Origin of the sequence: Enterobacter asburiae (assembly GCF_008080435.1) — a bacterium.
Classification (GTDB): Bacteria; Pseudomonadota; Gammaproteobacteria; order Enterobacterales; family Enterobacteriaceae; genus Enterobacter; species Enterobacter asburiae_C.
Genome location: NZ_VRKN01000004.1, coordinates 67,507 through 87,535, shown reverse-complemented (window position 1 = coordinate 87,535; position 20,029 = coordinate 67,507). Strand labels below are relative to the sequence as shown.

Here is a 20,029-nt window from a genome sequence, read left to right as displayed (position 1 = left end):
AATCCAACCCATGGACTTTTCCCGCTTTTTTATCGACAGGCCGATTTTTGCCGCGGTACTGTCGATTCTGATTTTTATCACAGGGTTAATCGCCATCCCGCTGCTGCCGGTGAGCGAATATCCTGATGTCGTGCCGCCAAGCGTGCAGGTGCGCGCGGAGTACCCGGGCGCCAACCCGAAAGTGATTGCCGAGACCGTGGCGACGCCGCTGGAAGAGGCGATCAACGGCGTTGAGAACATGATGTACATGAAGTCCGTCGCGGGTTCCGATGGCGTGCTGGTGACCACCGTCACCTTCCGTCCGGGAACCGACCCGGATCAGGCGCAGGTTCAGGTGCAAAACCGCGTTGCACAGGCCGAAGCGCGTCTGCCGGAAGACGTGCGGCGCCTGGGCATTACCACCCAGAAACAGTCCCCGACGCTGACGCTGGTGGTGCATCTGTTTTCGCCCAACGGTAAGTACGACTCCCTGTATATGCGTAACTACGCCACGCTGAAGGTGAAGGACGAGCTGGCGCGCCTACCCGGCGTCGGCCAGATCCAGATTTTCGGCTCGGGTGAATACGCGATGCGCGTCTGGCTGGATCCCAACAAAGTGGCGGCGCGCGGGCTGACGGCCTCAGACGTGGTCACGGCGATGCAGGAGCAGAACGTGCAGGTGTCCGCCGGGCAGCTTGGCGCCGAGCCGCTGCCGAAAGAGAGCGATTTCCTGATCTCCATTAACGCCCAGGGCCGTCTGCATACCGAAGAAGAGTTCGGCAATATTGTCCTGAAAACGACGCAGGACGGTACGGTTGTCCGCCTGCGCGACGTGGCGCGTATCGAAATGGGATCCGGCAGCTATGCGTTGCGTTCCCAACTGAACAATAAAGACGCGGTCGGGATTGGTATCTTCCAGTCGCCGGGGGCGAACGCCATCGATTTGTCTAACGCGGTGCGTGCGAAAATGGACGAACTGTCCACGCGCTTCCCGGCGGACATGAAGTGGGCGGCACCTTACGATCCGACCGTTTTCGTGCGCGACTCCATCCGTGCGGTGGTGCAAACGCTGCTGGAAGCGGTGGTGCTGGTGGTGCTGGTGGTGATCCTGTTCCTGCAAACCTGGCGCGCGTCGATCATTCCGCTGATCGCGGTGCCGGTTTCGGTGGTGGGTACCTTCAGCATTCTCTACCTGCTCGGTTTTTCACTGAATACCCTGAGTTTGTTCGGGCTGGTGCTGGCCATCGGTATCGTGGTGGACGACGCCATCGTGGTGGTGGAAAACGTCGAGCGAAACATCGAAGAGGGGCTTGCTCCGCTTGCGGCGGCGCATCAGGCGATGCGAGAAGTATCCGGGCCGATTATTGCGATTGCGCTGGTGCTGTGCGCGGTGTTTGTGCCGATGGCGTTCCTCTCGGGTGTTACCGGGCAGTTCTACAAGCAGTTTGCGGTGACGATCGCGATTTCCACGGTTATCTCTGCCATTAACTCACTGACGCTCTCTCCGGCGCTGGCGGCACTGCTGTTAAAACCGCACGGCGCGCCGAAAGATTTCCCGACCCGACTTATCGATCGTCTGTTCGGCTGGATTTTCCGTCCGTTTAACCGCTTTTTCCACCGCAGCTCAAACGGCTATCAGGGGCTGGTGGGTAAAACGCTGGGACGACGCGGCTCGGTATTTGTGGTGTATCTGCTGCTGCTCTGTGCCGCAGGCGTGATGTTTAAAGCGGTGCCCGGCGGGTTTATTCCCACGCAGGATAAGCTGTACCTGATTGGCGGCGTGAAAATGCCGGAAGGTTCGTCGCTGGCGCGCACCGATGCGGTGATCCGCAAAATGAGCGAAATCGGGATGAATACCGAAGGCGTGGACTACGCGGTCGCGTTCCCGGGGCTGAATGCGCTGCAGTTCACCAACACGCCGAATACGGGGACGGTGTTCTTTGGCCTGAAGCCGTTCGATCAGCGTAAACACTCTGCGGCGGAAATTAACGCGGAGATCAACGCGAAAATCGCACAAATCCAGCAGGGCTTTGGCTTCTCCATTCTGCCGCCGCCGATTTTAGGGCTGGGTCAGGGGTCGGGCTATTCGCTGTACATCCAGGATCGCGGCGGTCTGGGCTATGGCGCGCTGCAAAATGCGGTAAACACCATGTCCGGTGCGATTATGCAGACACCGGGAATGCACTTCCCGATCTCAACCTATCAGGCTAACGTTCCGCAGTTGGACGTGCAGGTCGACCGTGACAAGGCGAAAGCGCAGGGCGTATCGCTGACCGATCTTTTCGGTACGCTGCAAACCTATCTGGGCTCGTCGTACGTGAATGACTTCAACCAGTTCGGGCGTACCTGGCGCGTGATGGCGCAGGCCGACGGGCAGTTCCGCGACAGCGTGGAAGATATTGCGAATCTGCGCACCCGTAATAGCCAGGGTGAAATGGTGCCGATTGGCAGTATGGTGAAAATCACGACCACCTACGGGCCGGATCCGGTGATTCGCTACAATGGATACCCGGCGGCGGACCTGATTGGCGATGCCGACCCGCGCGTGCTCTCATCTGCGCAGGCGATGACGCAGCTGGACGCGATGTCTAAGCAGATCCTGCCGAACGGGATGAACATTGAATGGACGGACCTGAGCTTCCAGCAGGCGACGCAGGGCAACACGGCGCTGATCGTCTTCCCGGTCGCGGTGCTGCTGGCGTTCCTGGTGCTGGCGGCGCTGTATGAAAGCTGGACGCTGCCGCTGGCAGTGATCCTCATCGTGCCGATGACCATGCTCTCCGCGCTGTTTGGCGTCTGGCTGACCGGTGGCGATAACAACGTGTTCGTGCAGGTAGGGCTGGTGGTTCTGATGGGGCTGGCGTGTAAAAACGCGATTCTTATCGTGGAGTTTGCCCGCGAGCTGGAAATTCAGGGCAAAGGTATTATGGAAGCCGCGCTGGAGGCATGCCGCCTGCGTTTACGCCCGATTGTGATGACCTCCATCGCCTTTATTGCCGGGACCATTCCGCTGATCCTTGGCCACGGCGCGGGGGCAGAAGTGCGCGGCGTCACCGGGATAACGGTCTTCTCCGGGATGCTGGGCGTGACGCTGTTTGGTCTGTTCCTGACGCCGGTGTTTTACGTGACGCTGCGTAAGTTCGTGACGCGCGGCAAAGTGGAAAGGGACGTTCTGCCTGCGTAGGGATGTTGCAGATAATAAAAAACCGCCTTCACTGTGAAGGCGGTTTCAAACTGCAGACAACGTGCGTTTTGTGAGTTTCACCCGGCGGCGCTACGCTTGCACGGGCCTACAATGAACACTGCAATTTATTGAAATGATTGCTGAATGTAGGCCGGGTAAGCGCAGCGCCACCCGGCAAGATCGTTACGACGTTTTTTGATACTGGGCAATAAGGTCGGGGAGCGGATCCCATCCGCTGCTATCGGCGTTTTTAACCGCTTCCAGGGCGCTTGCCACGGTATGGCGGGCCAGTACCGCTAGCGAAGCCTCTTCGGCTTCTTCGGAAATCGACTTGAAGTACCAGCACGCGTTAGCGCTGACCACGCAGCGGGCCGGCACGTCAGGGCGCGACGCCCACAGCTTTTTATCTTCGATGACCGAAAGGTAGATGTCGCGCAGGGTAATCTCTTCCGGCGGGCGACCAAGATGAATTGAGCCGTTACGGCCAAGCGTTGAGACGATAATGCCGTCACGCGTCAGCGGAACCATCAATTTGCGGATGAAGCTCGGGTTCGCTTCCAGACCGTAGGCCAGAATCGCACTCGTCGAACGTTCACCCAATTGCTCCGCCATCGCTACGCTGAGAACCATCTGCAAAGCTGTCGGGAAGCGGTAATCTAACATTTTTGTATCCTGGGTTGCGGTGAATCTTGTTCTTTTTGGCACCGCAGAGGTGAATAAGCAATAAACAACAATATAACAAATACGGTAATTATTTTGAAGCAATCTGCGGCATTTGCGATCAAACCCCCTGTTCTGGTTTAGCTAAACGTGCGGTTCGGGAAGTCAACCGACACCATCAGGCCACCTTCTGCTGAAGTGCTCAGGTTTACGCTGCTGTTGTGCTGCTGCGCCACCGCTTTGACGATGGCAAGTCCCAGGCCGCTCCCGCTTTGCATCTGATTGGGATCGCGGAAAAAACGGTCGAACACGCGCTCCCGCAGTTCAACCGGAATACCGGGCCCTGCATCTGAAACGCGAAGCCGCGCGAAGCCATCTGCTGTGCGGACATCGACCTGAATCCGCCCGCCCTCGGGACTGTACTTCACGGCGTTCTCAATGAGATTATCAATTAGCGACACCAGGCGTTCCCTGACGCCTGGGATCCAGATTTCATCCTCTGCGAAGAATTCCAGTTCAATCCTGCGCGCAGACGCCAGCGGTTCCAGCTCGGCCATTCGCTCCGGTATGAGCGTCGTCAGCGGCACGGGCTCCATGTCCGTATCAATGCGCGCTTCACTGTGCATCAGCAGCAGCAGCTGGTTGACGAGACGCGCAGCCCGGCTGTTGCTGCGAATGACCCCCGCAAGCAGCTCCTGCTGGCTCTCGCTGATGACCCAGGACTGCAGCGCTTCCACGTTAATGCGCATTGCCGCGAGGGGCGTACGCAGTTCGTGCGCGGCATCTGCAATGAAAACCCGTTCCCTTTCCGCGCTTTCGCGCACCCTGGCAAGGAAGTCATTGATCGCGTCCACCATCTGGCGAAGCTCCCTGTGCCTGGGAACGGCTTTTAAGGGAGAGAGATCGTCAGGCGTGCGTAACGTAATTTCATTGACCACCTTGTTCCAGGGGCGCATCGCAATGCGAATTGATAGCCACGCGGGAAACAGCAGAAAAGGGAAGCAGACCAGCAGCGGCAGGATGTAATAGCCACGCGAGTTCAGGTAGATAAAGAAGTTCCAGCCGCTGGCAGGGGTGAAAAGAGTTACCTCCACATCGGAGTGAGCGGATTTGAGGGTGCGGCTGGTCCAGACGCGACCTTCACTCTGAACATGCTCCATTTCTCCGGGCCGGGTGTTGGTTACCCCTGTGGGTGCTCCTTTTGATGAAAATATAACGGCATTATTTTTGCGAACGATGAGATTAATCGACAGCGCGGGATCTTCCCCGCCGCCATAGCCCTCACGCAGCGCCTTGCTGAAGGCTTCCAGCACTGCGGTGCGATCCTGCGGGCGTCCATCCATCCGCTCAACCAGGGTAAAAAGGGTTTCGTACGTCTTACTGCCCGTCAGTATGGGAGGGCTGCGCAGGTCTTCCCACAGAATGAAGGTTAAAAAAAGACACCACAGCAGGGTAAGCAGCAGCATCTGGGCGATGATAATTCGCCGTACCAGCGTTGGGCGTCTCAGGTGATACCAGACGTTTTGCATTAACCGGACACCTTCTGGACTGCGACGGTATCAATGACATACCCGACGCCCCGCACCGTTCGCACATAGCCGTCGCCGATTTTTCGCCGCAAATTCCCCATATGCACGTCGAGCGCATTACTGAGGTTCTCTTTGTTGCCGAATATCCGTTCCTCCAGAAACCGTCGCGTAATCACGCGGTCAGCGCGCAGCATCAGCGTTTCAAGCAGCGCATATTCACTCGCCGTCAGGTCAATGTGGCGCGCGCTCACCGTCACACGACGCGTCGGGACATGAAGAGATAAGCCACGAATTTCTATTGCCTCATTCTCGAAACCGTAGCTGCGCCGCGCAAGGGCTCTTACTCGCGCCAGCAGCTCGGCGAGAATAAAAGGTTTGACGAGATAGTCGTCTGCACCGGCATCCAGCCCACACAGCCGATCCTGCAGCGTGCCTCGTGCCGTCAGGATGATGACCGGGATCCCCTTGAGCTGCTGACGCAAACGGGTCATCAGGCTCATGCCATCGCCGTCGGGTAGCCCCAGGTCGAGCAAAATAAGTTCCGGCACGCAGACGTCCAGCTGATGCAGCGCATCCTCTTTACGGCGTACCCATATGACTTCAAATCCTTGATCTGAGAGGGCGATACGTACGCCATTGCCAAGATCCAGGTCGTCTTCGATTAGTAGAATTTTCACACTGGTAACTGTATCAACCGTGAATGAAGAACATCTTAAGAAAAAACGGTATCAGGAAACCTGTCCGGTTTACAGCACCTGCTCGCGCTTCAGTGTTTCTTCATTTTCGGCTCATAAGAACCTTAGGGTCAGTATTCAAAATGGGCGTTCTGGCGGTTAACCGCATGCATCGTCATCATTTGAATCCAAAAGGGCTTCTTTAATGAGAAACATCGAACTGCGTCATACGTTCCCCCATTTACTCTCGGGCCGCAGCCTGAAAAACATCGTGCCGGGCGTCGTTCTGGCGTTACTGGCCACGCCTGTACTGGCGGCAGAACAGAGCCAGGGTAACGTCTTAACCCTGGGGGGCGGCGTGGACGTAGCGCCGCGTTATTCTGGTTCGGATAAAAGCCGCGTCAGTGCGGCTCAGGTGGTGGATTACGCCATGGCAAATGGCTTCTTTATCAGCACCTCGCGAGGAATCGGTTACGGCAACAGCATTGGCAACCTGGATTACAGCGCCGCGCTGAGCTATCGAGTCGGCCGTAAAGATAAAGACGTGAGCAGCGATTCGATCAGCTCCGGCAGCGACGAACTGCGAGGGATGGGCGAGATAAAAGGTTCGGCAATCGTTGTGCCTGGGCTGGAGTACAAGGTAACCGACTGGCTTCACCTGCAGCTGCAGGCTGAGGTACCGGTTTCTGAGAGAGATAACGGTGAAGCGGTGCATTTCGGCATTTCCAGCCCGTTCTATACCTCACCAAAAAATGAGGTGGCGCTGGCGCTGACCGGCAGCTGGGGATCCGGCAAGTATATGCAGACCTACTACGGGGTCAGTGCCGCTCAGTCGAGCGCATCGGGATTTGCCCGACATGACGCCGGGGCCGGGATTTATGCCTGGTCGATGAATCTGGACTGGACCCACAAGCTCACTTCGCGCTGGAGCGTGCTTGCCTCAGCGGGTGTTACTCAGCTGACGGGGGATGCGGGTGATAGTCCCATTGTGCAACGCAAAACGTCGCCCACGGGGAGTTTGAAGGTGACGTACAGTTTTTAATTGTTGGTTGCGGTGGCTTGAGGTTTTGAGCGCGCACTAACGATGTCGATAAGCCGCTCTGGTTAAGCTGGCGGGGCGGTGCTGTTTGATGACGGGAATAATGATGGACTAGCTAGATTCATTGCAGAGAATATTGTCAGTTGATCCTTCATGTATGCAGATGCTTTATGCGGCCCGTGAGTTGCAACTTCGTGATTGCTGGATAGGCGCGGGTTTTGTCAGGGATGCCGTATGGGATCACATGCATACATACTGGAAAAAGTCCTTTTCTGGCGATGTGGATGTGGTCTGGTTCGATCCCGAATCTGTCTGTTGGACGCTCATTTCACCCGTTTATATCAATTACGTCTCAGAGTTTGGGTTTGCAACCATCTGGAAGAATGTGGGGAAAAAAAACGTCTCCACAGGGAGGGGAGACGTCAAGAATAAAATGCTAAACAACAATGCCATCACAGCAATAGATAATGTGTCGAAAACGGTTCAAACCAACGAAACCGTTTGCGTGCGCTATTTTGTCATAACAGGGTACGCTTAACAGCTACCAGAATGGGTATTAACAACAGCTTGTATTTTCGTTACCCGGTTGCTTCAGACAGACCGGTTCAGTCAGTCTTCGCCGCAGCATGTTGAAGCTGGTCATGTTGCTCAAGCTCATACTCGATAAATGCGCTTATCATGGTCCGGTAGATTTTCTCGATAATCACTTCTGAAAGCCCAGCCTCAGCTGCCTGCCTGCGAACCCTTAAACTCGCAGCGAACAGCAGACGCAATCCCTCATTCATACCAGCAGCAGGCTTTAGCTATTGCAAAGCAGCACGGATAGCATGATTTTACATCAAATGATAAGGTCAGGTTTCCCATAACCTTATGAGCAGGTACGTCCGTGAGCATTTTAGAGAAGCATGAGTGGCATAAGGATAACTACCTGGTGAGTACAGACAGGGAAAAACTGGATGTGCAGGCTATCCATCGCTATCTGACGAGGTCGACCTGGGCTAAAGGGATTGATCTGTCAATTGTAGGCGCATCAATTGAAAACAGTCTTAATTTCGGCGTTTACCATGATGAAAACCAGATAGGTTTCGCGCGTCTGATAACAGATTACGCTACATTCGCTTATCTATGTGATGTTTATATTCTTGAGGAATATCAGGGAGAGGGCCTGGGAAGATGGATGATGCAATGCATACATCATCATCCCGTCTTTGAGCAGCTTCGCAGAATCATGTTGTTTACAACAACAGCTCCCTGGCTCTATCAAAAATTTGGGTACGAACCCGTTAATCGGGAAAACTATGCATGGAGTATCACCCGGCCTGATATTTATACCAATGGAAAAAATCGCGGCTGACCCTTATGAGCGGACAGCAGACATTCTGCATTTAGAGACCATTGAAACACTGGAACTCTCTGTAGCTGTTTCATCTATCTTTAGGTTGCTAAGGGTATATTGCTCAAATTCTGCTGTATGTATTCAATAAGCGCTCGTGTTTTAGCGGGCAAATAACGCTTGTCTGAATAAAGTGCGTACAATTGAAGTGGGGCTGGCGGTTGTTCAAACTTAGTCTCGATCAGCCGTCCATCATCGATGTAGGGTTGGCAGGCCTGTTTCGAAAGAATAGCGAAACCAACACCCGCTACCGCCGCGCGTCCTGCCATCTCTCCGCTGTTTACCCGGTAATGGCCTTTAACCTTTATCGTCTCAAATCCCCCCTTTTTATTCACAAACTGCCAGGGAGCACCTTTAAGTGCATTTACCGTGGTAATACAGGGTAATTCTTCAAATTGCTGTATACGAGAAGGTATGCCATGACGCTGAATGACGGAGGGGGCTGCAACGATGGTGCAAGGGATCGTCACCAGATGACGGGCTATGTAATCACCGTCATCCATCTGGCCACGGCTCACAATGATGGCTAAATCCAGATCGTCTCTCAGGGATTCAAGACCAGACAAATTTGTGACACAGCTAATTTCCAGATCCGGGTGCTGGCAGGCGAAATCGGCAATCACAGAACCCAGCAGTGCAGGACCTATTTCATTGGGAATACAGATACGTAGTGGCCCCTTGAGCTGCATCTGCCGCAACGTTAATTCTGTTTCAGTCTGCTCAAGTGCATCCATTAATGGCTTCGCCCGGGAATAGAGCAGGTGCCCCGCTTGTGTGAGTTTCATATGTCGGGTGCTGCGCTCAATGAGCTGAAGATTCAGTCTTTCTTCTAGCTGAGAAATACAACGACTAACATTTGATGTCGGCATTTCAAGGACTTTAGATGCCCCAACAAAACTTTCTCTTTCAACCACAGCAATGAAAACTTTCAGGGTATTAAAATCAAGAGCTGGTCGCATAGACTATCCCATAAATGATAACAATATGTGCCAGTTTTACCATCTACTGAACAAGATTGAAAGCAGTTAAACTCGGATATCTTTTACCCACAGGTCGCTTGTTATGTCATCGGTCACAACAACGTTTAATCATAAAGCCCTCATCCGGATAGCGGTTGTCATGGCTTTTATCCAGTTCACAAATGCGCTGGAATATATGATGTTCAACCCTGTTTTTGCTTTTATGGCAGCAGACTTCGCCGTTCCCGTGTCATTCTCTGGCTACGTATCGGGCATGTACACCTCCGGGGCGGTCCTGTCGGGAATTATCGCCTTTTACTGGATTGGTCGTTTCAATAAGAAACGTTTTTTAATCGTCAATATGGCACTACTCGGCCTACTGACACTTTTGACGATATTTACCTCCAGCTTTAGCCTTCTGCTTACATTACGATTCTGTGCCGGATTGGTTGGAGGCACAACTATGGGGGTGAGTATCAGTATATTGATAAATCTCGCACCAACTAACTTGCGAGGGAAATTGTTGGCGACGGTAATTGCATCATTTTCGATGGTAAGTATTGTCGGAATGCCCACGATACTATTTTTGTGTGCTCATTACGGCTGGCATGTCGCTTTGTGGCTAATCAGTACGTTGTGTTTGTTGGCACTGCCACTGATTGTTTCCATCATCCCTCAGGATACAGTCTCTTTCGATACACCTCACGCACTGCCTCTCGACGTTAATACTTTACTGTTCGCTTCCAGTAATGCGCTGGTACAGTTTAGCCCGATGCTGGTCATTCCTGTTTTGGTACCATTAATGACCCAACAGCTGGGGGGCTCTCAATACCTGCTGCCATGGCTGTTTTTCGCCGGGGGCATTGCAGGATACCTGTCAACAAAAATGACAGGTGCGCTAACTCCGCATTTTTCTGCTGTGAGTCTGGCTACAGGGTCAACTTTCGTTTTTTTACTCGCTTTGCTAATACCTGTTATGGGCTATTCGAATCCGACGCTATTTATTATTTTATTTCTCGGTGCATCTTACAGTCGTCTGGTTTCCTCCTCGGCGGTGAGTATTCAGTTTCCTGATGACAGGCAACGAGCGGGATTTTCTTCATTGCAGTCATCAATAATGTACCTGATCACAACTGTCGCTTTTTTTCTGTCTGCTTTTCTATTACCTGGGCACTCCATAGCACAACAAAATATGAACACGTTGCTGGGGGTATGTGCAATTTCCGCATCAGGGTTCCCCATCATCGTTATCATTCTGCAAAAGAAGCTGGCTAAGCGTACGCTCCAACCATTAGCATAACGTCCGCTTCTGGCACAAAGCGGACAATCTTCTGGGCCTAACTTTATCTCGATACACGTCATACCGAACCCCAAATCAGTCATATCGTCGGCTGCCTGACTACCGGTTCCCCCCATCCGTCCCCAGCGTGCAGCACTGCAGCATCCGGCAGGGTCAACTCCGGCTAAGCGGTAGTTTTTGAACTATGTTTAACACCAGTCATAATAATAAATGGTTGACGTTTTATGAGGTTCCGAGCACTGGCGGCCTCAATCCGGAGCATTTGAAAACCAGAACCTCACTGAGAAGTGTGCCAACATTACGTGGCTGATATCCCTATCCGGAGAATAACGTGTTCGGAAAACTATTATTAAACTACATGCCAGGTTTACAAAATTTGTTAGCCTACGATAAAAGCTGGCTAAAACAGGATGTTAAAGCCGGGTTATCCGTTGCGGCTGTCGCGCTACCCGTTGCTATTGCGTATGCTGAGCTGGCGGGGGTTGGGGCTATCGTGGGGCTGTATTCCTGCGTTTTACCGATGATAGCGTATGCACTGTTTGGTTCTTCACGTCAGCTTATTGTTGGCCCTGATGCCACGACCTGCGCGGTGATTGCGGCCGTCGTGTTTCCTCTTTCTGCAGGAAATCCCGAATTGCACTGGCAACTGACGATCATCATGACATTGATGATGGGCGCATGGTGCCTGCTTGCCAGTAAATTTCGCCTGGGCGCACTTGCCGATCTGCTTTCACATCCCATCCTTACGGGTTTGCTTAATGGCGTAGCCGTGACCATTATTGTCGGGCAATTAGGTAAGGTTTTGGGGATCAAGCTAGATGAAGCGCAGGTTATTGAGAAAATATTGGCCTTGCCAGGCCGACTTTCAGACAGTCATTTATTAACCGTAGGGATATCGCTTTTAACGTTAATTATTTTAATGGTTATCAAAACGTATCGCAGCCACTGGCCAGCACCTTTGATTGCCATTGTGATGACAACGGTACTGGTGTGGGGGACATCTGCGCAACAGTATGGTATTGCCACTATTGGGGGGGATGGCTTCCAGTCTGGTTTACCCGTCGTTAACTGGGGGGCGTTCCAGCCCGGTCTGATGCGTGATTTAGTAATCCCGGCGCTAAACCTGGCTTTGGTCAGTTTTGTCAGTCTGATGCTGACCGCTCGCAGTTTCGCCGCAAAAAATGGCTATGAAATTAATGCGGATGCTGAGTTCCGGGCACTGGGTATCGCAAACCTCATGTCGGGCTTATCCCAGGGGTTTGCTATCAGTGGCGCCGATTCCCGGACTGCGGTTAATGATTCAACGGGTGGGAAAAGTCAGCTGGTTTCCGTGGTCGCAGCCTTACTCATCGGTATCGTAGTGGTATTTTTCACTCAGCCATTACAATTTATTCCGGTATCTGCATTAGGTATTGTTCTAATGTATGCCTCGTGGTCATTGATAGATTTACGTGGGTTATGGAACCTGAGGCGCAGAAATAAACAGGCATTTCGCCTGGCCTTCTTCACGTTTGGCTGTGTTTTAATTATCGGTGTTATCCAGGGGATCGGCCTTGCGGTGTTGCTTGGCCTGTTACAGTTCCTTCGTACAGTGTTTCGTCCCTCCGAGCACTTGCTGGGCACTGACGAAGATGGAATGATTCACTCATTAGGTAATACAACCGATATTAAAATGGTCCCGGGCGTGCTGATGTATCGATTTAACTCACCCTTGACCTATTTTAATGTGGCTTATTTTAAACGTCGGGTATTGAACCTGGTTGATGGTGCGGCCTTACAACCTAAATGGGTGGTGATTGATGCCGTTGCTTGCTTCACCTATTCAGACATCAGCGTTCTGGCGACCATTAATGAGTTAAAGCGTGACCTGAAAGGTCGTCAGATTAAATTAATCCTTGCGGGCAGGAAAACGGAATTAACACGCTGGTTTAAAGAGAGTCGGCCAACAATGAATGATGATGACATGATTCTGGCGCCAGATCTCTATTTGGCACTCCGGTTCATTCAAAGCAAAGAGAGTGTGAGTGAATCAGGTGGAGAGGCATAGGTTAAAGGCTTGCCCGCGACCGGCGAGCAAGCCACATGCCTTAGCGATACAGCGTCTTTTCCGCAACCGGAATAAGCAGCCCGGATCGCCAGTCCGCGAGCGTCAGCTGCGCAAGCTTACCCAGCGCGGTATAAAACGGATGCCCGGCGTTGTCGACAAACACTGACAGGAAGCGGGTGCTCCACGGCAGCAGGTGCCACGCCAGAAGCTGATCGCACTCCGTATTTCGGTCATTCTCGGCCAGCCACGCCGCCAGCAGCAGCAGCGTACCGAAATGATCTTCTGGTTCATTCTGCTGCATCTCAAAAGCGATACTGTTCTCCCGCATCCACTGGCGAAGCGCGAGGGTCGAGTCGCCAAACAGCACAGATTCGCGGTCAAGCCAGACGGAACCCCATAGCGGAGCGGGCAGGGCGTAAGGACCAATAAACAGCCGTTGCCAGGCGTCCGTTAGCGGCTCATCGGAAGATGAGGCAAACGTATCGGCAACGGGCTGCAGCGTTTCCGGCGGCAGGGGCCAGTCCTGAACCCATTCGCCAGCGGTGAGGGCCTGCACTAGCGGCACGGTATGCTCGCTGTCGGGAGCGAAATAAAATAGCGCACCCAGCACTCGGGCACTGAACGCGAACGATTCACGATGTGAGACGTCTTTCATTGAACCTTCCTTGCTCGCGCGGATGACGCCCGCGCGATTGTGTTAACTGATAATACTGACCATAGAATAAACCATGGTCTCGCGTTTCACTCTCTACACCTTCTCAATCTGCACCAGATTGGTGTGCTGCGGGTTGCCTTTTGCCAGCGGAGAAGGTCGATGGGTCGTCAACGTGTTGATGCATGAGCCGTGGTCGATACGATCGCCACTCATATTGGCATCGTGCCAGGCACCCTGGCCCATGGCGCTCACGCCCGGCATGATGCGCGGCGTGACCTTCGCTTCGATTCTCACCTCACCGCGATCGTTGAAGACGCGCACCGTATCGCCGTTCTTAATGCCGCGTTTTTCTGCATCGACAGGATTAAGCCAGACCTCCTGGCGGCAGGCCGCTTTCAGCACGTCGACGTTACCGTAGCTCGAGTGGGTACGGGCTTTGAAGTGGAAGCCGAACAGCTGCAGCGGGAACTGCGCGCGCTCGGGCGCATCCCAGCCGTCAAAGGTCGATGCGTAGATGGGCAGAGGGCTGATGGTCTCATCTTTTTCCAGCTCCCAGGTGGACGCAATCTCCGCCAGCTTGCTGGAGTATATTTCAATCTTGCCCGATGGCGTTTTCAGCGGATTGGCTTCCGGGTTCTCGCGGAATTTTTTATAGGCCACAAAGTGTCCGTTCGGATCCTTGCGCTTATAAATGCCCATTTTTTTCAGCTCGTCATAGGATGGAAGCTTAGGATCTTTTTCGAGCATTTTGGCATACAGGAACTGCAGCCACTGTTCCTGCGTGCGTCCTTCGGTGAATTTCTGATGGATATCCGGTCCGAGGCGTTTTGCCACTTCGCTCATGATCCAGTAGATCGGCTTACGCTCGAACTTCGGTGCGGTCACGGGCTGGAGGAAAATCAGGTAGCCCATATTGCCCGCATAATCGTTCGGAATGATGTCTTCCTGCTCGACGGTCATCAGGTCCGGCAGCACGATATCGGCGTACTTCGCTGACGAGGTCATGAAGTTGTCGATGACGACAATCATTTCGCACTTGCTTTCATCCTGCAGGATATCGTGGGTTTTATTGATATCGGAGTGCTGGTTGATGAGGGTATTGCCCGCGTAGTTCCAGATGAACTTAATCGGCACGTCCAGCTTATCCTTGCCGCGCACGCCGTCGCGCAGGGCAGTCATCTCCGGCCCGCGGGCAATGGCGTCCGTCCAGCTGAAGCAGGAAATTTGCGTTTTGACCGGGTTATCCGGCAGCGGCATACGCTCGATGGTGATGGTGTAGGTTGACTCGCGCGCGCCGCTGTTACCGCCGTTGATCCCCACGTTTCCAGTCAGAATAGGCAGCATCGCGATGGCGCGGGACGTCAGCTCGCCGTTCGCCTGACGCTGTGGTCCCCAGCCCTGGCAGATGTGAGCTGGTTTCGCAGAGCCGATTTCGCGGGCAAGCTTGACGATGCGATCCGCGGGAATGCCGGTGATGCGTGAGGCCCACTCCGGCGTTTTTGCCGTATGGTCATCGCCCAGGCCGAGAATGTACGCTTTGTAGTGTGCGTTAGCGGGCGCGCCTTCCGGCAGCGTTTTTTCGTCGTAGCCAACGCAGTATTTATCCAGAAACGGCTGGTCGACCAGGTTTTCGTCGATTAATACCCAGGCAATGCCCGCCACCAGTGCGGCATCGGTACCCGGACGGATCGGGATCCATTCATCTTCGCGTCCGGCTGCCGTATCGGTATAACGCGGGTCGATGACAATCATACGCGCGTTGGATCGCTCGCGAGCCTGCTCCAGATAATACGTAATCCCGCCGCCGCTCATGCGCGTTTCCGCCGGATTATTGCCGAACATCACCACCAGTTTGGAGTTTTCAATATCCGAGGTGCTGTTGCCGTCGTTGCTTCCGTATGTGTAGGGCATGGCGCAGGCGATTTGCGCCGTGCTGTAGGTGCCGTAGTGGCTCAGAAAACCGCCGTAGCAATTCATCAGGCGCGCCACCAGCGAAGCGTAAGGGGAGGAGCGGGTGATATTGCCGCCGACAATGCCGGAGGAGTAGTTAATATACACCGCTTCGTTGCCGTATTTGTCGACCACGTCTTTCAGGCTGGCGGTGAGGGTGTTCAGCGCTTCATCCCATGTGATGCGCTCAAACTTGCCTTCACCGCGTTTGCCCACGCGTTTCATCGGGTAGTTCAGACGGTCAGGGTGATTGATACGACGGCGAATAGAACGTCCGCGCAGGCAGGCGCGCACCTGATGGTTACCGTAAATATCCTCACCGGTGTTATCCGTTTCGACCCAGTACACTTCGTCGTCACGAACGTGCAGACGCAGCGCGCAGCGGCTGCCGCAGTTGACCGAGCAGGCGCCCCACACCACTTTATCTTCAGCAGGCTGGACGGCATCTTTCACCGCCGCGGCGGCGCTTTTTAAACCAAAAGGAAGCGAGATCCCACCAGCGGCAAGCGCCAGAGAACCTATCGCCGTAGATTTCACGAGAGTTCGACGGCTAATTCCGCCGTGATGTTCAATATCGGACATGGCTCACCCCATCATTATAATTGCGTATTATTTTTCCCGAAATGATAACCGGGCTAATGATGGGGTGAGTGTTACTTATTTGGGGGTATTAAATCTTAATCCTCATCAAATCAAAGGGGATTGAGGGTAAATTACTGAGCTTCAGAAGCCCCGTTGCCTGTACGGGTGTACAAAATTTTAAAGGTGTCGTTGGCGCAGTGACCCACCACCTGCGTGCCCGCCTGGTCGGCCTGGTCGTTCGGCACAATGCTCAGCGTAAAACCAGATTCAGGCACGCCGTTGTTGATAATCTTCTGCTGAATGTCGCTTTTCACGCGTTCGCAGGAATCCGGTGCCGCCAGCGCGGCCGATGAGGCACTCATTAACAGCAGGGCGGTAATCCAGGGTAACCGTTTCATCTGTAGCTCCTTTTCTCTGTGTGTAGATTAATTCTAGCAGGCTTCGTGTAAACAACTGTATTTGCTAATATGATTGGGAATAATCTCCCTGTACGGTAATAAATGTGAAGAAATACGCAGCGATAACGCTACTGGCAGCAACACTGGTGGGGTGCGACAACAGCTCCGCGCCGCTGTCGTTTACGCCCGAGATGGCGAGTTTTTCGAACGAATTTGATTTTGATCCTCTGCGCGGCCCGGTCAAAGACTTTACCCAGACGTTGTTCAACGAAAAGGGGGAAGTGTCCAAACGGGTCACCGGCACCGTGTCGGCGGAAGGGTGTTTCGATACGCTGGAGCTGCACGACCTGGAGGCCAACACCGGCGTGGCGCTGGTGCTGGATGCCAATTACTACCTTGATGCGGAAACCCAGCAGCGAAAAGTGAAGCTGCAGGGGAAATGCCAGCTGGCCGAACTGCCATCAGCCGGGGTGACGTGGGATACCGATGACAACGGTTTTGTGGTGGCGGCGCACGGCAAAGAGATGGAAGTGAAATATCGCTACGATGCGGATGGCTACCCGCTGGGTAAAACCACCGTCTCCGGGGATCAGCATCTGTCCGTCCAGTCGACGCCATCTAAAGATGTTCGCAAAAGAATGGATTACTCGGCAGTGAGCATGTTGAATGACAAGCCGCTGGGCAACGTGAAGCAGAGTTGCGATTACGATCGACACAATAATCCGGTGAGCTGCGATCTGACGATCACCGACGACAGCGTCAAACCTGCCGTTGAGCGCAAGTACACCATCAAAAACACGATTGAATATTACTGAGAGCAAAGTGCATTTTGTGCGTTTCGCCCGGCGGCGCTACGCTTGCACGGGCCTACAATGAAGCGTGCAACATATTGATATTCTTGCACCATGTAGGCCGGGTAAGCGCAGCGCCACCCGGCAAGAAAGAGAGCTCAATGGGGAGTTGTCATCACTCTCACTGCGCGGTAGGTTTCAGCAGGCTGGCGCCTGACGACTTGTGTCCTGCCAGGTGCTGATGCTGGAAGATACACATGCGAATGGTATTGCGGTATTCACCGTTGATAAAGAACTCGTGAATCAGCTCGCCTTCCACCATAAAGCCCAGCTTGCGGTAGATATGGATCGCTTTCTCGTTCTCTTTGTCCACAATCAGATAGAGCTTGTAGAGATTCAGAACGTTGAATCCGTAATCCATTGCCAGCTTCGCTGCCCGTGAGGCAAGGCCTTTTCCCTGATATTCAGGGGAAATGATGATCTGAAACTCCGCCCGACGGTGAACATGGTTGATTTCAACCAGCTCCACAAGACCGGCTTTTTCGCCTTCATACTCCACCACAAAACGACGTTCACTCTGATCGTGAATGTGCTTATCGTAGAGATCGGACAGCTCAACAAAGGCCTCGTAAGGCTCTTCGAACCAGTAGCGCATCACGCTGGCGTTATTGTCGAGCTGGTGGACAAAGCGCAGGTCTTCACGCTCCAGCGGACGGAGTTTAATGTCGCAGGGTGCCGACATTACGGGGCTACCGTGCGGCCAGTGCGGCGATCCAGGCAGCGCAGGGTGTTAGGCTCCCAGTAGGCATTGACGTTTGCACTTTGCTGACACTTATCGCGTGCGTCAAAAGCGACATCTTCTTTGTCCCACTCTTTTTCAGCACGTTTGTTGACCTTCTGACGAAGGTTACGGGTGTCATTCCATTGTTCTTTGTCCATGGCGGCGTTCTGGCGGCTTTGCGCGCTATCACCAGACTCAATAATGAGTTTGCTGGTTTCCGCTGTCGCAGAGGCGGCAAAGGCGAACGATGACAGCGCCAGCAGGGCTGTCAGACAAAGGCGTTTGCTTAATGTGGTCATAGCGTTTCCTTTTAAATGGGTGCAGATAATCAAGTTACCCCGAACAGATTCTACACCAAAGCGAAATGGTGGCATACCCGTGGTGCAAGTATGGAAAACTAAAGAACATCATCAGGTATGATGTCTAAATAAATCCTCACCTGATGTGAAATATGCTTAAAACGACGCTGCTTTTTTTTGCCACCGCGCTATGCGAAATCATCGGCTGCTTCCTGCCCTGGCTCTGGCTGAAGAAGGGGGGAACCGTATTGCTGCTCATCCCGGCAAGCGTCGCACTGGCTCTGTTTGTCTGGTTGTTAACGCTGCATCCGGCTGCCAGCGGCCGCGTCTACGCGGCTTACGGTGGTGTCTATGTCTGTACTGCGCTGCTGTGGTTACGCGTGGTGGATGGCGTCAAACTCAGCGCGTACGACTGGGCCGGCGCGCTGATCGCCCTGTGCGGTATGCTGATTATTGTGGCGGGATGGGGACGCGCCTGAGCCCCCAGTTTTTGTGATCGTTAGCTGATTTTATGATCATTATACTTGTATGGTAGTAGGGTTGGTGAGTAAATTTCCCGCATCACAACGAACGATGTAAGGAAAGGAATTATGAAGATTGTCGCGGCTGACGTGTTTGTTACCTGCCCGGGGCGGAACTTTGTCACGCTTAAAATCACCACCGATGAAGGGATTGTCGGCCTCGGTGATGCTACGCTGAACGGACGCGAGCTCTCCGTGGCCTCGTACCTTAAGGATCACCTCTGCCCCCAGCTGATTGGCCGCGATGCGCACCGCATCGAAGATATCTGGCAGTTCTTCTATAAAGGCGCCTACTGGCGTCGCGGCCCGGTCACCATGTCGGCCATCTCCGCCGTGGACATGGCGCTGTGGGACATCAAAGCCAAAGCGGCCAACATGCCGCTCTACCAGTTGCTCGGCGGCGCATCCCGTGAAGGCGTGATGGTCTACTGCCACACCACCGGTCATACGATTGACGACGTACTGGAAGATTACGCCCGTCATAAAGAGATGGGCTTTAAAGCGATCCGCGTCCAGTGCGGCGTGCCGGGCATGAAAACCACCTACGGCATGGCCAAAGGGAAGGGGTTGGCCTACGAGCCTGCGACCAAAGGCGACTGGCCGGAAGAGCAACTGTGGTCCACCGAAAAATACCTCGATTTCACACCGAAGCTGTTCGACGCGGTGCGCAGTCAATTCGGCTTCAATGAACATCTCCTGCACGACATGCACCATCGCCTGACGCCGATTGAAGCGGCGCGTTTCGGCAAGAGCATCGAAGAATTCCGCATGTTCTGGATGGAAGACCCGACGCCTGCGGAAAACCAGGCCTGCTTCCGCCTGATCCGCCAGCACACCGTGACGCCAATTGCGGTGGGGGAAGTGTTTAACAGTATCTGGGACTGCAAGCAGCTCATTGAAGAGCAGCTCATCGACTATATTCGCACCACCATTACCCACGCGGGCGGGATCACCGGGATGCGTCGCATCGCGGACTTCGCCTCGCTCTACCAGGTGCGCACCGGCTCGCACGGCCCGTCGGATCTCTCGCCTGTCTGCCACGCCGCCGCGCTGCATTTCGACCTGTGGGTGCCAAACTTTGGCGTCCAGGAATATATGGGCTATTCCGAACAGATGCTGGAAGTCTTCCCGCACAGCTGGCGCTTTGATAACGGCTATATGCATCCGGGCGACAAGCCGGGGCTGGGTATTGAGTTTGATGAAAAACTGGCGGCGAAATACCCCTACGATCCGGCCTATCTGCCGGTGGCCCGTCTTGAAGACGGCACGCTGTGGAACTGGTAAACGA

Annotated in this window: 17 protein-coding genes and 2 pseudogenes; 9 read left to right on the top strand and 10 right to left on the bottom strand. The window is 53.8% G+C overall.

The window, feature by feature from the left end; translation table 11 throughout:
* The first annotated feature begins 10 nt into the window (after window positions 1-10).
* Window positions 11-3,163, top strand: coding sequence for a multidrug efflux RND transporter permease subunit OqxB (oqxB, locus tag FU672_RS09070; protein WP_148243004.1), 3,153 nt, complete (start codon window positions 11-13; stop codon window positions 3,161-3,163).
* A gap of 183 nt (window positions 3,164-3,346) precedes the next feature.
* On the opposite strand, the gene oqxR is transcribed toward oqxB, so the two are convergent.
* The 3 genes from oqxR to FU672_RS09055 all read right to left on the bottom strand — a co-directional run bounded on the left by oqxR (window position 3,347) and on the right by FU672_RS09055 (window position 6,029).
* Window positions 3,347-3,826 carry an efflux pump transcriptional repressor OqxR gene (gene oqxR / locus FU672_RS09065; RefSeq protein WP_029739386.1) on the bottom strand — a complete coding sequence of 160 codons (480 nt, stop codon included), beginning with the start codon at window positions 3,824-3,826 and terminating at the stop codon, window positions 3,347-3,349.
* A gap of 137 nt (window positions 3,827-3,963) precedes the next feature.
* A complete protein-coding gene (locus tag FU672_RS09060; RefSeq protein ID WP_148243003.1) occupies window positions 3,964-5,352 on the bottom strand; it encodes a sensor histidine kinase in 1,389 nt (462 codons plus the stop codon).
* On the bottom strand, window positions 5,352-6,029 hold the full coding sequence (locus tag FU672_RS09055; protein WP_148243002.1) for a response regulator: 678 nt from the start codon (window positions 6,027-6,029) through the stop codon (window positions 5,352-5,354). The genes FU672_RS09060 and FU672_RS09055 overlap by 1 nt, the downstream gene beginning before the upstream one ends.
* A 202-nt stretch (window positions 6,030-6,231) precedes the next feature.
* On the opposite strand from FU672_RS09055, the gene FU672_RS09050 reads away from it, so the two are divergent.
* Both FU672_RS09050 and FU672_RS25455 read left to right on the top strand, forming a co-directional pair.
* Window positions 6,232-7,068, top strand: coding sequence for a MipA/OmpV family protein (locus FU672_RS09050; RefSeq protein ID WP_148243001.1), 837 nt, complete (start codon window positions 6,232-6,234; stop codon window positions 7,066-7,068).
* 154 nt (window positions 7,069-7,222) lie between these two features.
* Window positions 7,223-7,375: pseudogene (locus tag FU672_RS25455) on the top strand (nucleotidyltransferase family protein); the annotation flags it as partial.
* A gap of 295 nt (window positions 7,376-7,670) precedes the next feature.
* On the opposite strand, the pseudogene FU672_RS25105 reads toward FU672_RS25455, so the two are convergent.
* Window positions 7,671-7,811: pseudogene (locus FU672_RS25105) on the bottom strand (chorismate mutase); the annotation flags it as partial.
* A 140-nt stretch (window positions 7,812-7,951) separates the two neighbouring features.
* On the opposite strand from FU672_RS25105, the gene FU672_RS09035 reads away from it, so the two are divergent.
* Window positions 7,952-8,419 (top strand): GNAT family N-acetyltransferase, encoded by a 468-nt coding sequence (locus FU672_RS09035; protein WP_148243000.1) that lies wholly within the window; start codon window positions 7,952-7,954, stop codon window positions 8,417-8,419.
* Window positions 8,420-8,499: 80 nt separating this feature from the next.
* Here the strand turns inward: FU672_RS09035 and FU672_RS09030 are convergent, their stop codons facing one another.
* A complete protein-coding gene (locus FU672_RS09030; RefSeq protein ID WP_148242999.1) occupies window positions 8,500-9,417 on the bottom strand; it encodes a LysR family transcriptional regulator in 918 nt (305 codons plus the stop codon).
* 103 nt (window positions 9,418-9,520) lie between these two features.
* On the opposite strand from FU672_RS09030, the gene FU672_RS09025 reads away from it, so the two are divergent.
* Window positions 9,521-10,717, top strand: coding sequence for an MFS transporter (locus tag FU672_RS09025; RefSeq protein WP_148242998.1), 1,197 nt, complete (start codon window positions 9,521-9,523; stop codon window positions 10,715-10,717).
* 331 nt (window positions 10,718-11,048) lie between these two features.
* Entirely contained in the window at window positions 11,049-12,764 is a 1,716-nt protein-coding gene (locus FU672_RS09020) for a SulP family inorganic anion transporter (RefSeq protein ID WP_148242997.1), read from the top strand.
* 40 nt (window positions 12,765-12,804) lie between these two features.
* On the opposite strand, the gene dmsD is transcribed toward FU672_RS09020, so the two are convergent.
* From dmsD to FU672_RS09005, 3 genes are all read right to left on the bottom strand, one after another.
* Window positions 12,805-13,419: a Tat proofreading chaperone DmsD gene (gene dmsD, locus FU672_RS09015; protein ID WP_148242996.1), complete on the bottom strand. Its 615-nt coding sequence runs from the start codon at window positions 13,417-13,419 to the stop codon at window positions 12,805-12,807.
* Between the two features lie 93 nt (window positions 13,420-13,512).
* Complete coding sequence (ynfE, locus tag FU672_RS09010; RefSeq protein WP_148242995.1) at window positions 13,513-15,951, bottom strand: selenate/tellurate reductase subunit YnfE; 2,439 nt, start codon at window positions 15,949-15,951, stop codon at window positions 13,513-13,515.
* A gap of 131 nt (window positions 15,952-16,082) precedes the next feature.
* On the bottom strand, window positions 16,083-16,349 hold the full coding sequence (locus FU672_RS09005) for a DUF1161 domain-containing protein (RefSeq protein ID WP_148242994.1): 267 nt from the start codon (window positions 16,347-16,349) through the stop codon (window positions 16,083-16,085).
* A gap of 104 nt (window positions 16,350-16,453) precedes the next feature.
* On the opposite strand from FU672_RS09005, the gene FU672_RS09000 reads away from it, so the two are divergent.
* Entirely contained in the window at window positions 16,454-17,164 is a 711-nt protein-coding gene (locus FU672_RS09000; protein WP_148242993.1) for a YnfC family lipoprotein, read from the top strand.
* A 157-nt stretch (window positions 17,165-17,321) separates the two neighbouring features.
* Here the strand turns inward: FU672_RS09000 and speG are convergent, their stop codons facing one another.
* Window positions 17,322-17,882 (bottom strand): spermidine N1-acetyltransferase, encoded by a 561-nt coding sequence (speG, locus tag FU672_RS08995; protein ID WP_148242992.1) that lies wholly within the window; start codon window positions 17,880-17,882, stop codon window positions 17,322-17,324.
* Window positions 17,882-18,220, bottom strand: coding sequence for a DUF1283 family protein (locus FU672_RS08990; protein WP_023335541.1), 339 nt, complete (start codon window positions 18,218-18,220; stop codon window positions 17,882-17,884). Before FU672_RS08990 ends, speG begins: the two co-directional genes overlap by 1 nt.
* A 152-nt stretch (window positions 18,221-18,372) precedes the next feature.
* Between FU672_RS08990 and FU672_RS08985 the strand changes: the two genes are divergently transcribed.
* Both FU672_RS08985 and manD read left to right on the top strand, forming a co-directional pair.
* Window positions 18,373-18,699, top strand: coding sequence for a YnfA family protein (locus FU672_RS08985; RefSeq protein ID WP_048989542.1), 327 nt, complete (start codon window positions 18,373-18,375; stop codon window positions 18,697-18,699).
* Window positions 18,700-18,810: 111 nt separating this feature from the next.
* Window positions 18,811-20,025: a D-mannonate dehydratase ManD gene (gene manD / locus FU672_RS08980; protein ID WP_047348676.1), complete on the top strand. Its 1,215-nt coding sequence runs from the start codon at window positions 18,811-18,813 to the stop codon at window positions 20,023-20,025.
* Window positions 20,026-20,029 lie beyond the last annotated feature (4 nt).

Bases quoted from the DNA above. Each gene is read 5' to 3' on its own strand.
- FU672_RS09025 (WP_148242998.1), top strand. From the start codon at position 9,521: ATGTCATCGGTCACAACAACGTTTAATCATAAAGCCCTCATCCGGATA.
- speG (WP_148242992.1), bottom strand. From the start codon at position 17,882: ATGTCGGCACCCTGCGACATTAAACTCCGTCCGCTGGAGCGTGAAGAC.
- FU672_RS09030 (WP_148242999.1), bottom strand. From the start codon at position 9,417: ATGCGACCAGCTCTTGATTTTAATACCCTGAAAGTTTTCATTGCTGTG.
- FU672_RS08985 (WP_048989542.1), top strand. From the start codon at position 18,373: ATGCTTAAAACGACGCTGCTTTTTTTTGCCACCGCGCTATGCGAAATC.
- oqxR (WP_029739386.1), bottom strand. From the start codon at position 3,826: ATGTTAGATTACCGCTTCCCGACAGCTTTGCAGATGGTTCTCAGCGTA.
- dmsD (WP_148242996.1), bottom strand. From the start codon at position 13,419: ATGAAAGACGTCTCACATCGTGAATCGTTCGCGTTCAGTGCCCGAGTG.
- FU672_RS09005 (WP_148242994.1), bottom strand. From the start codon at position 16,349: ATGAAACGGTTACCCTGGATTACCGCCCTGCTGTTAATGAGTGCCTCA.
- oqxB (WP_148243004.1), top strand. From the start codon at position 11: ATGGACTTTTCCCGCTTTTTTATCGACAGGCCGATTTTTGCCGCGGTA.
- FU672_RS09050 (WP_148243001.1), top strand. From the start codon at position 6,232: ATGAGAAACATCGAACTGCGTCATACGTTCCCCCATTTACTCTCGGGC.
- FU672_RS08990 (WP_023335541.1), bottom strand. From the start codon at position 18,220: ATGACCACATTAAGCAAACGCCTTTGTCTGACAGCCCTGCTGGCGCTG.
- ynfE (WP_148242995.1), bottom strand. From the start codon at position 15,951: ATGTCCGATATTGAACATCACGGCGGAATTAGCCGTCGAACTCTCGTG.
- FU672_RS09060 (WP_148243003.1), bottom strand. From the start codon at position 5,352: ATGCAAAACGTCTGGTATCACCTGAGACGCCCAACGCTGGTACGGCGA.
- manD (WP_047348676.1), top strand. From the start codon at position 18,811: ATGAAGATTGTCGCGGCTGACGTGTTTGTTACCTGCCCGGGGCGGAAC.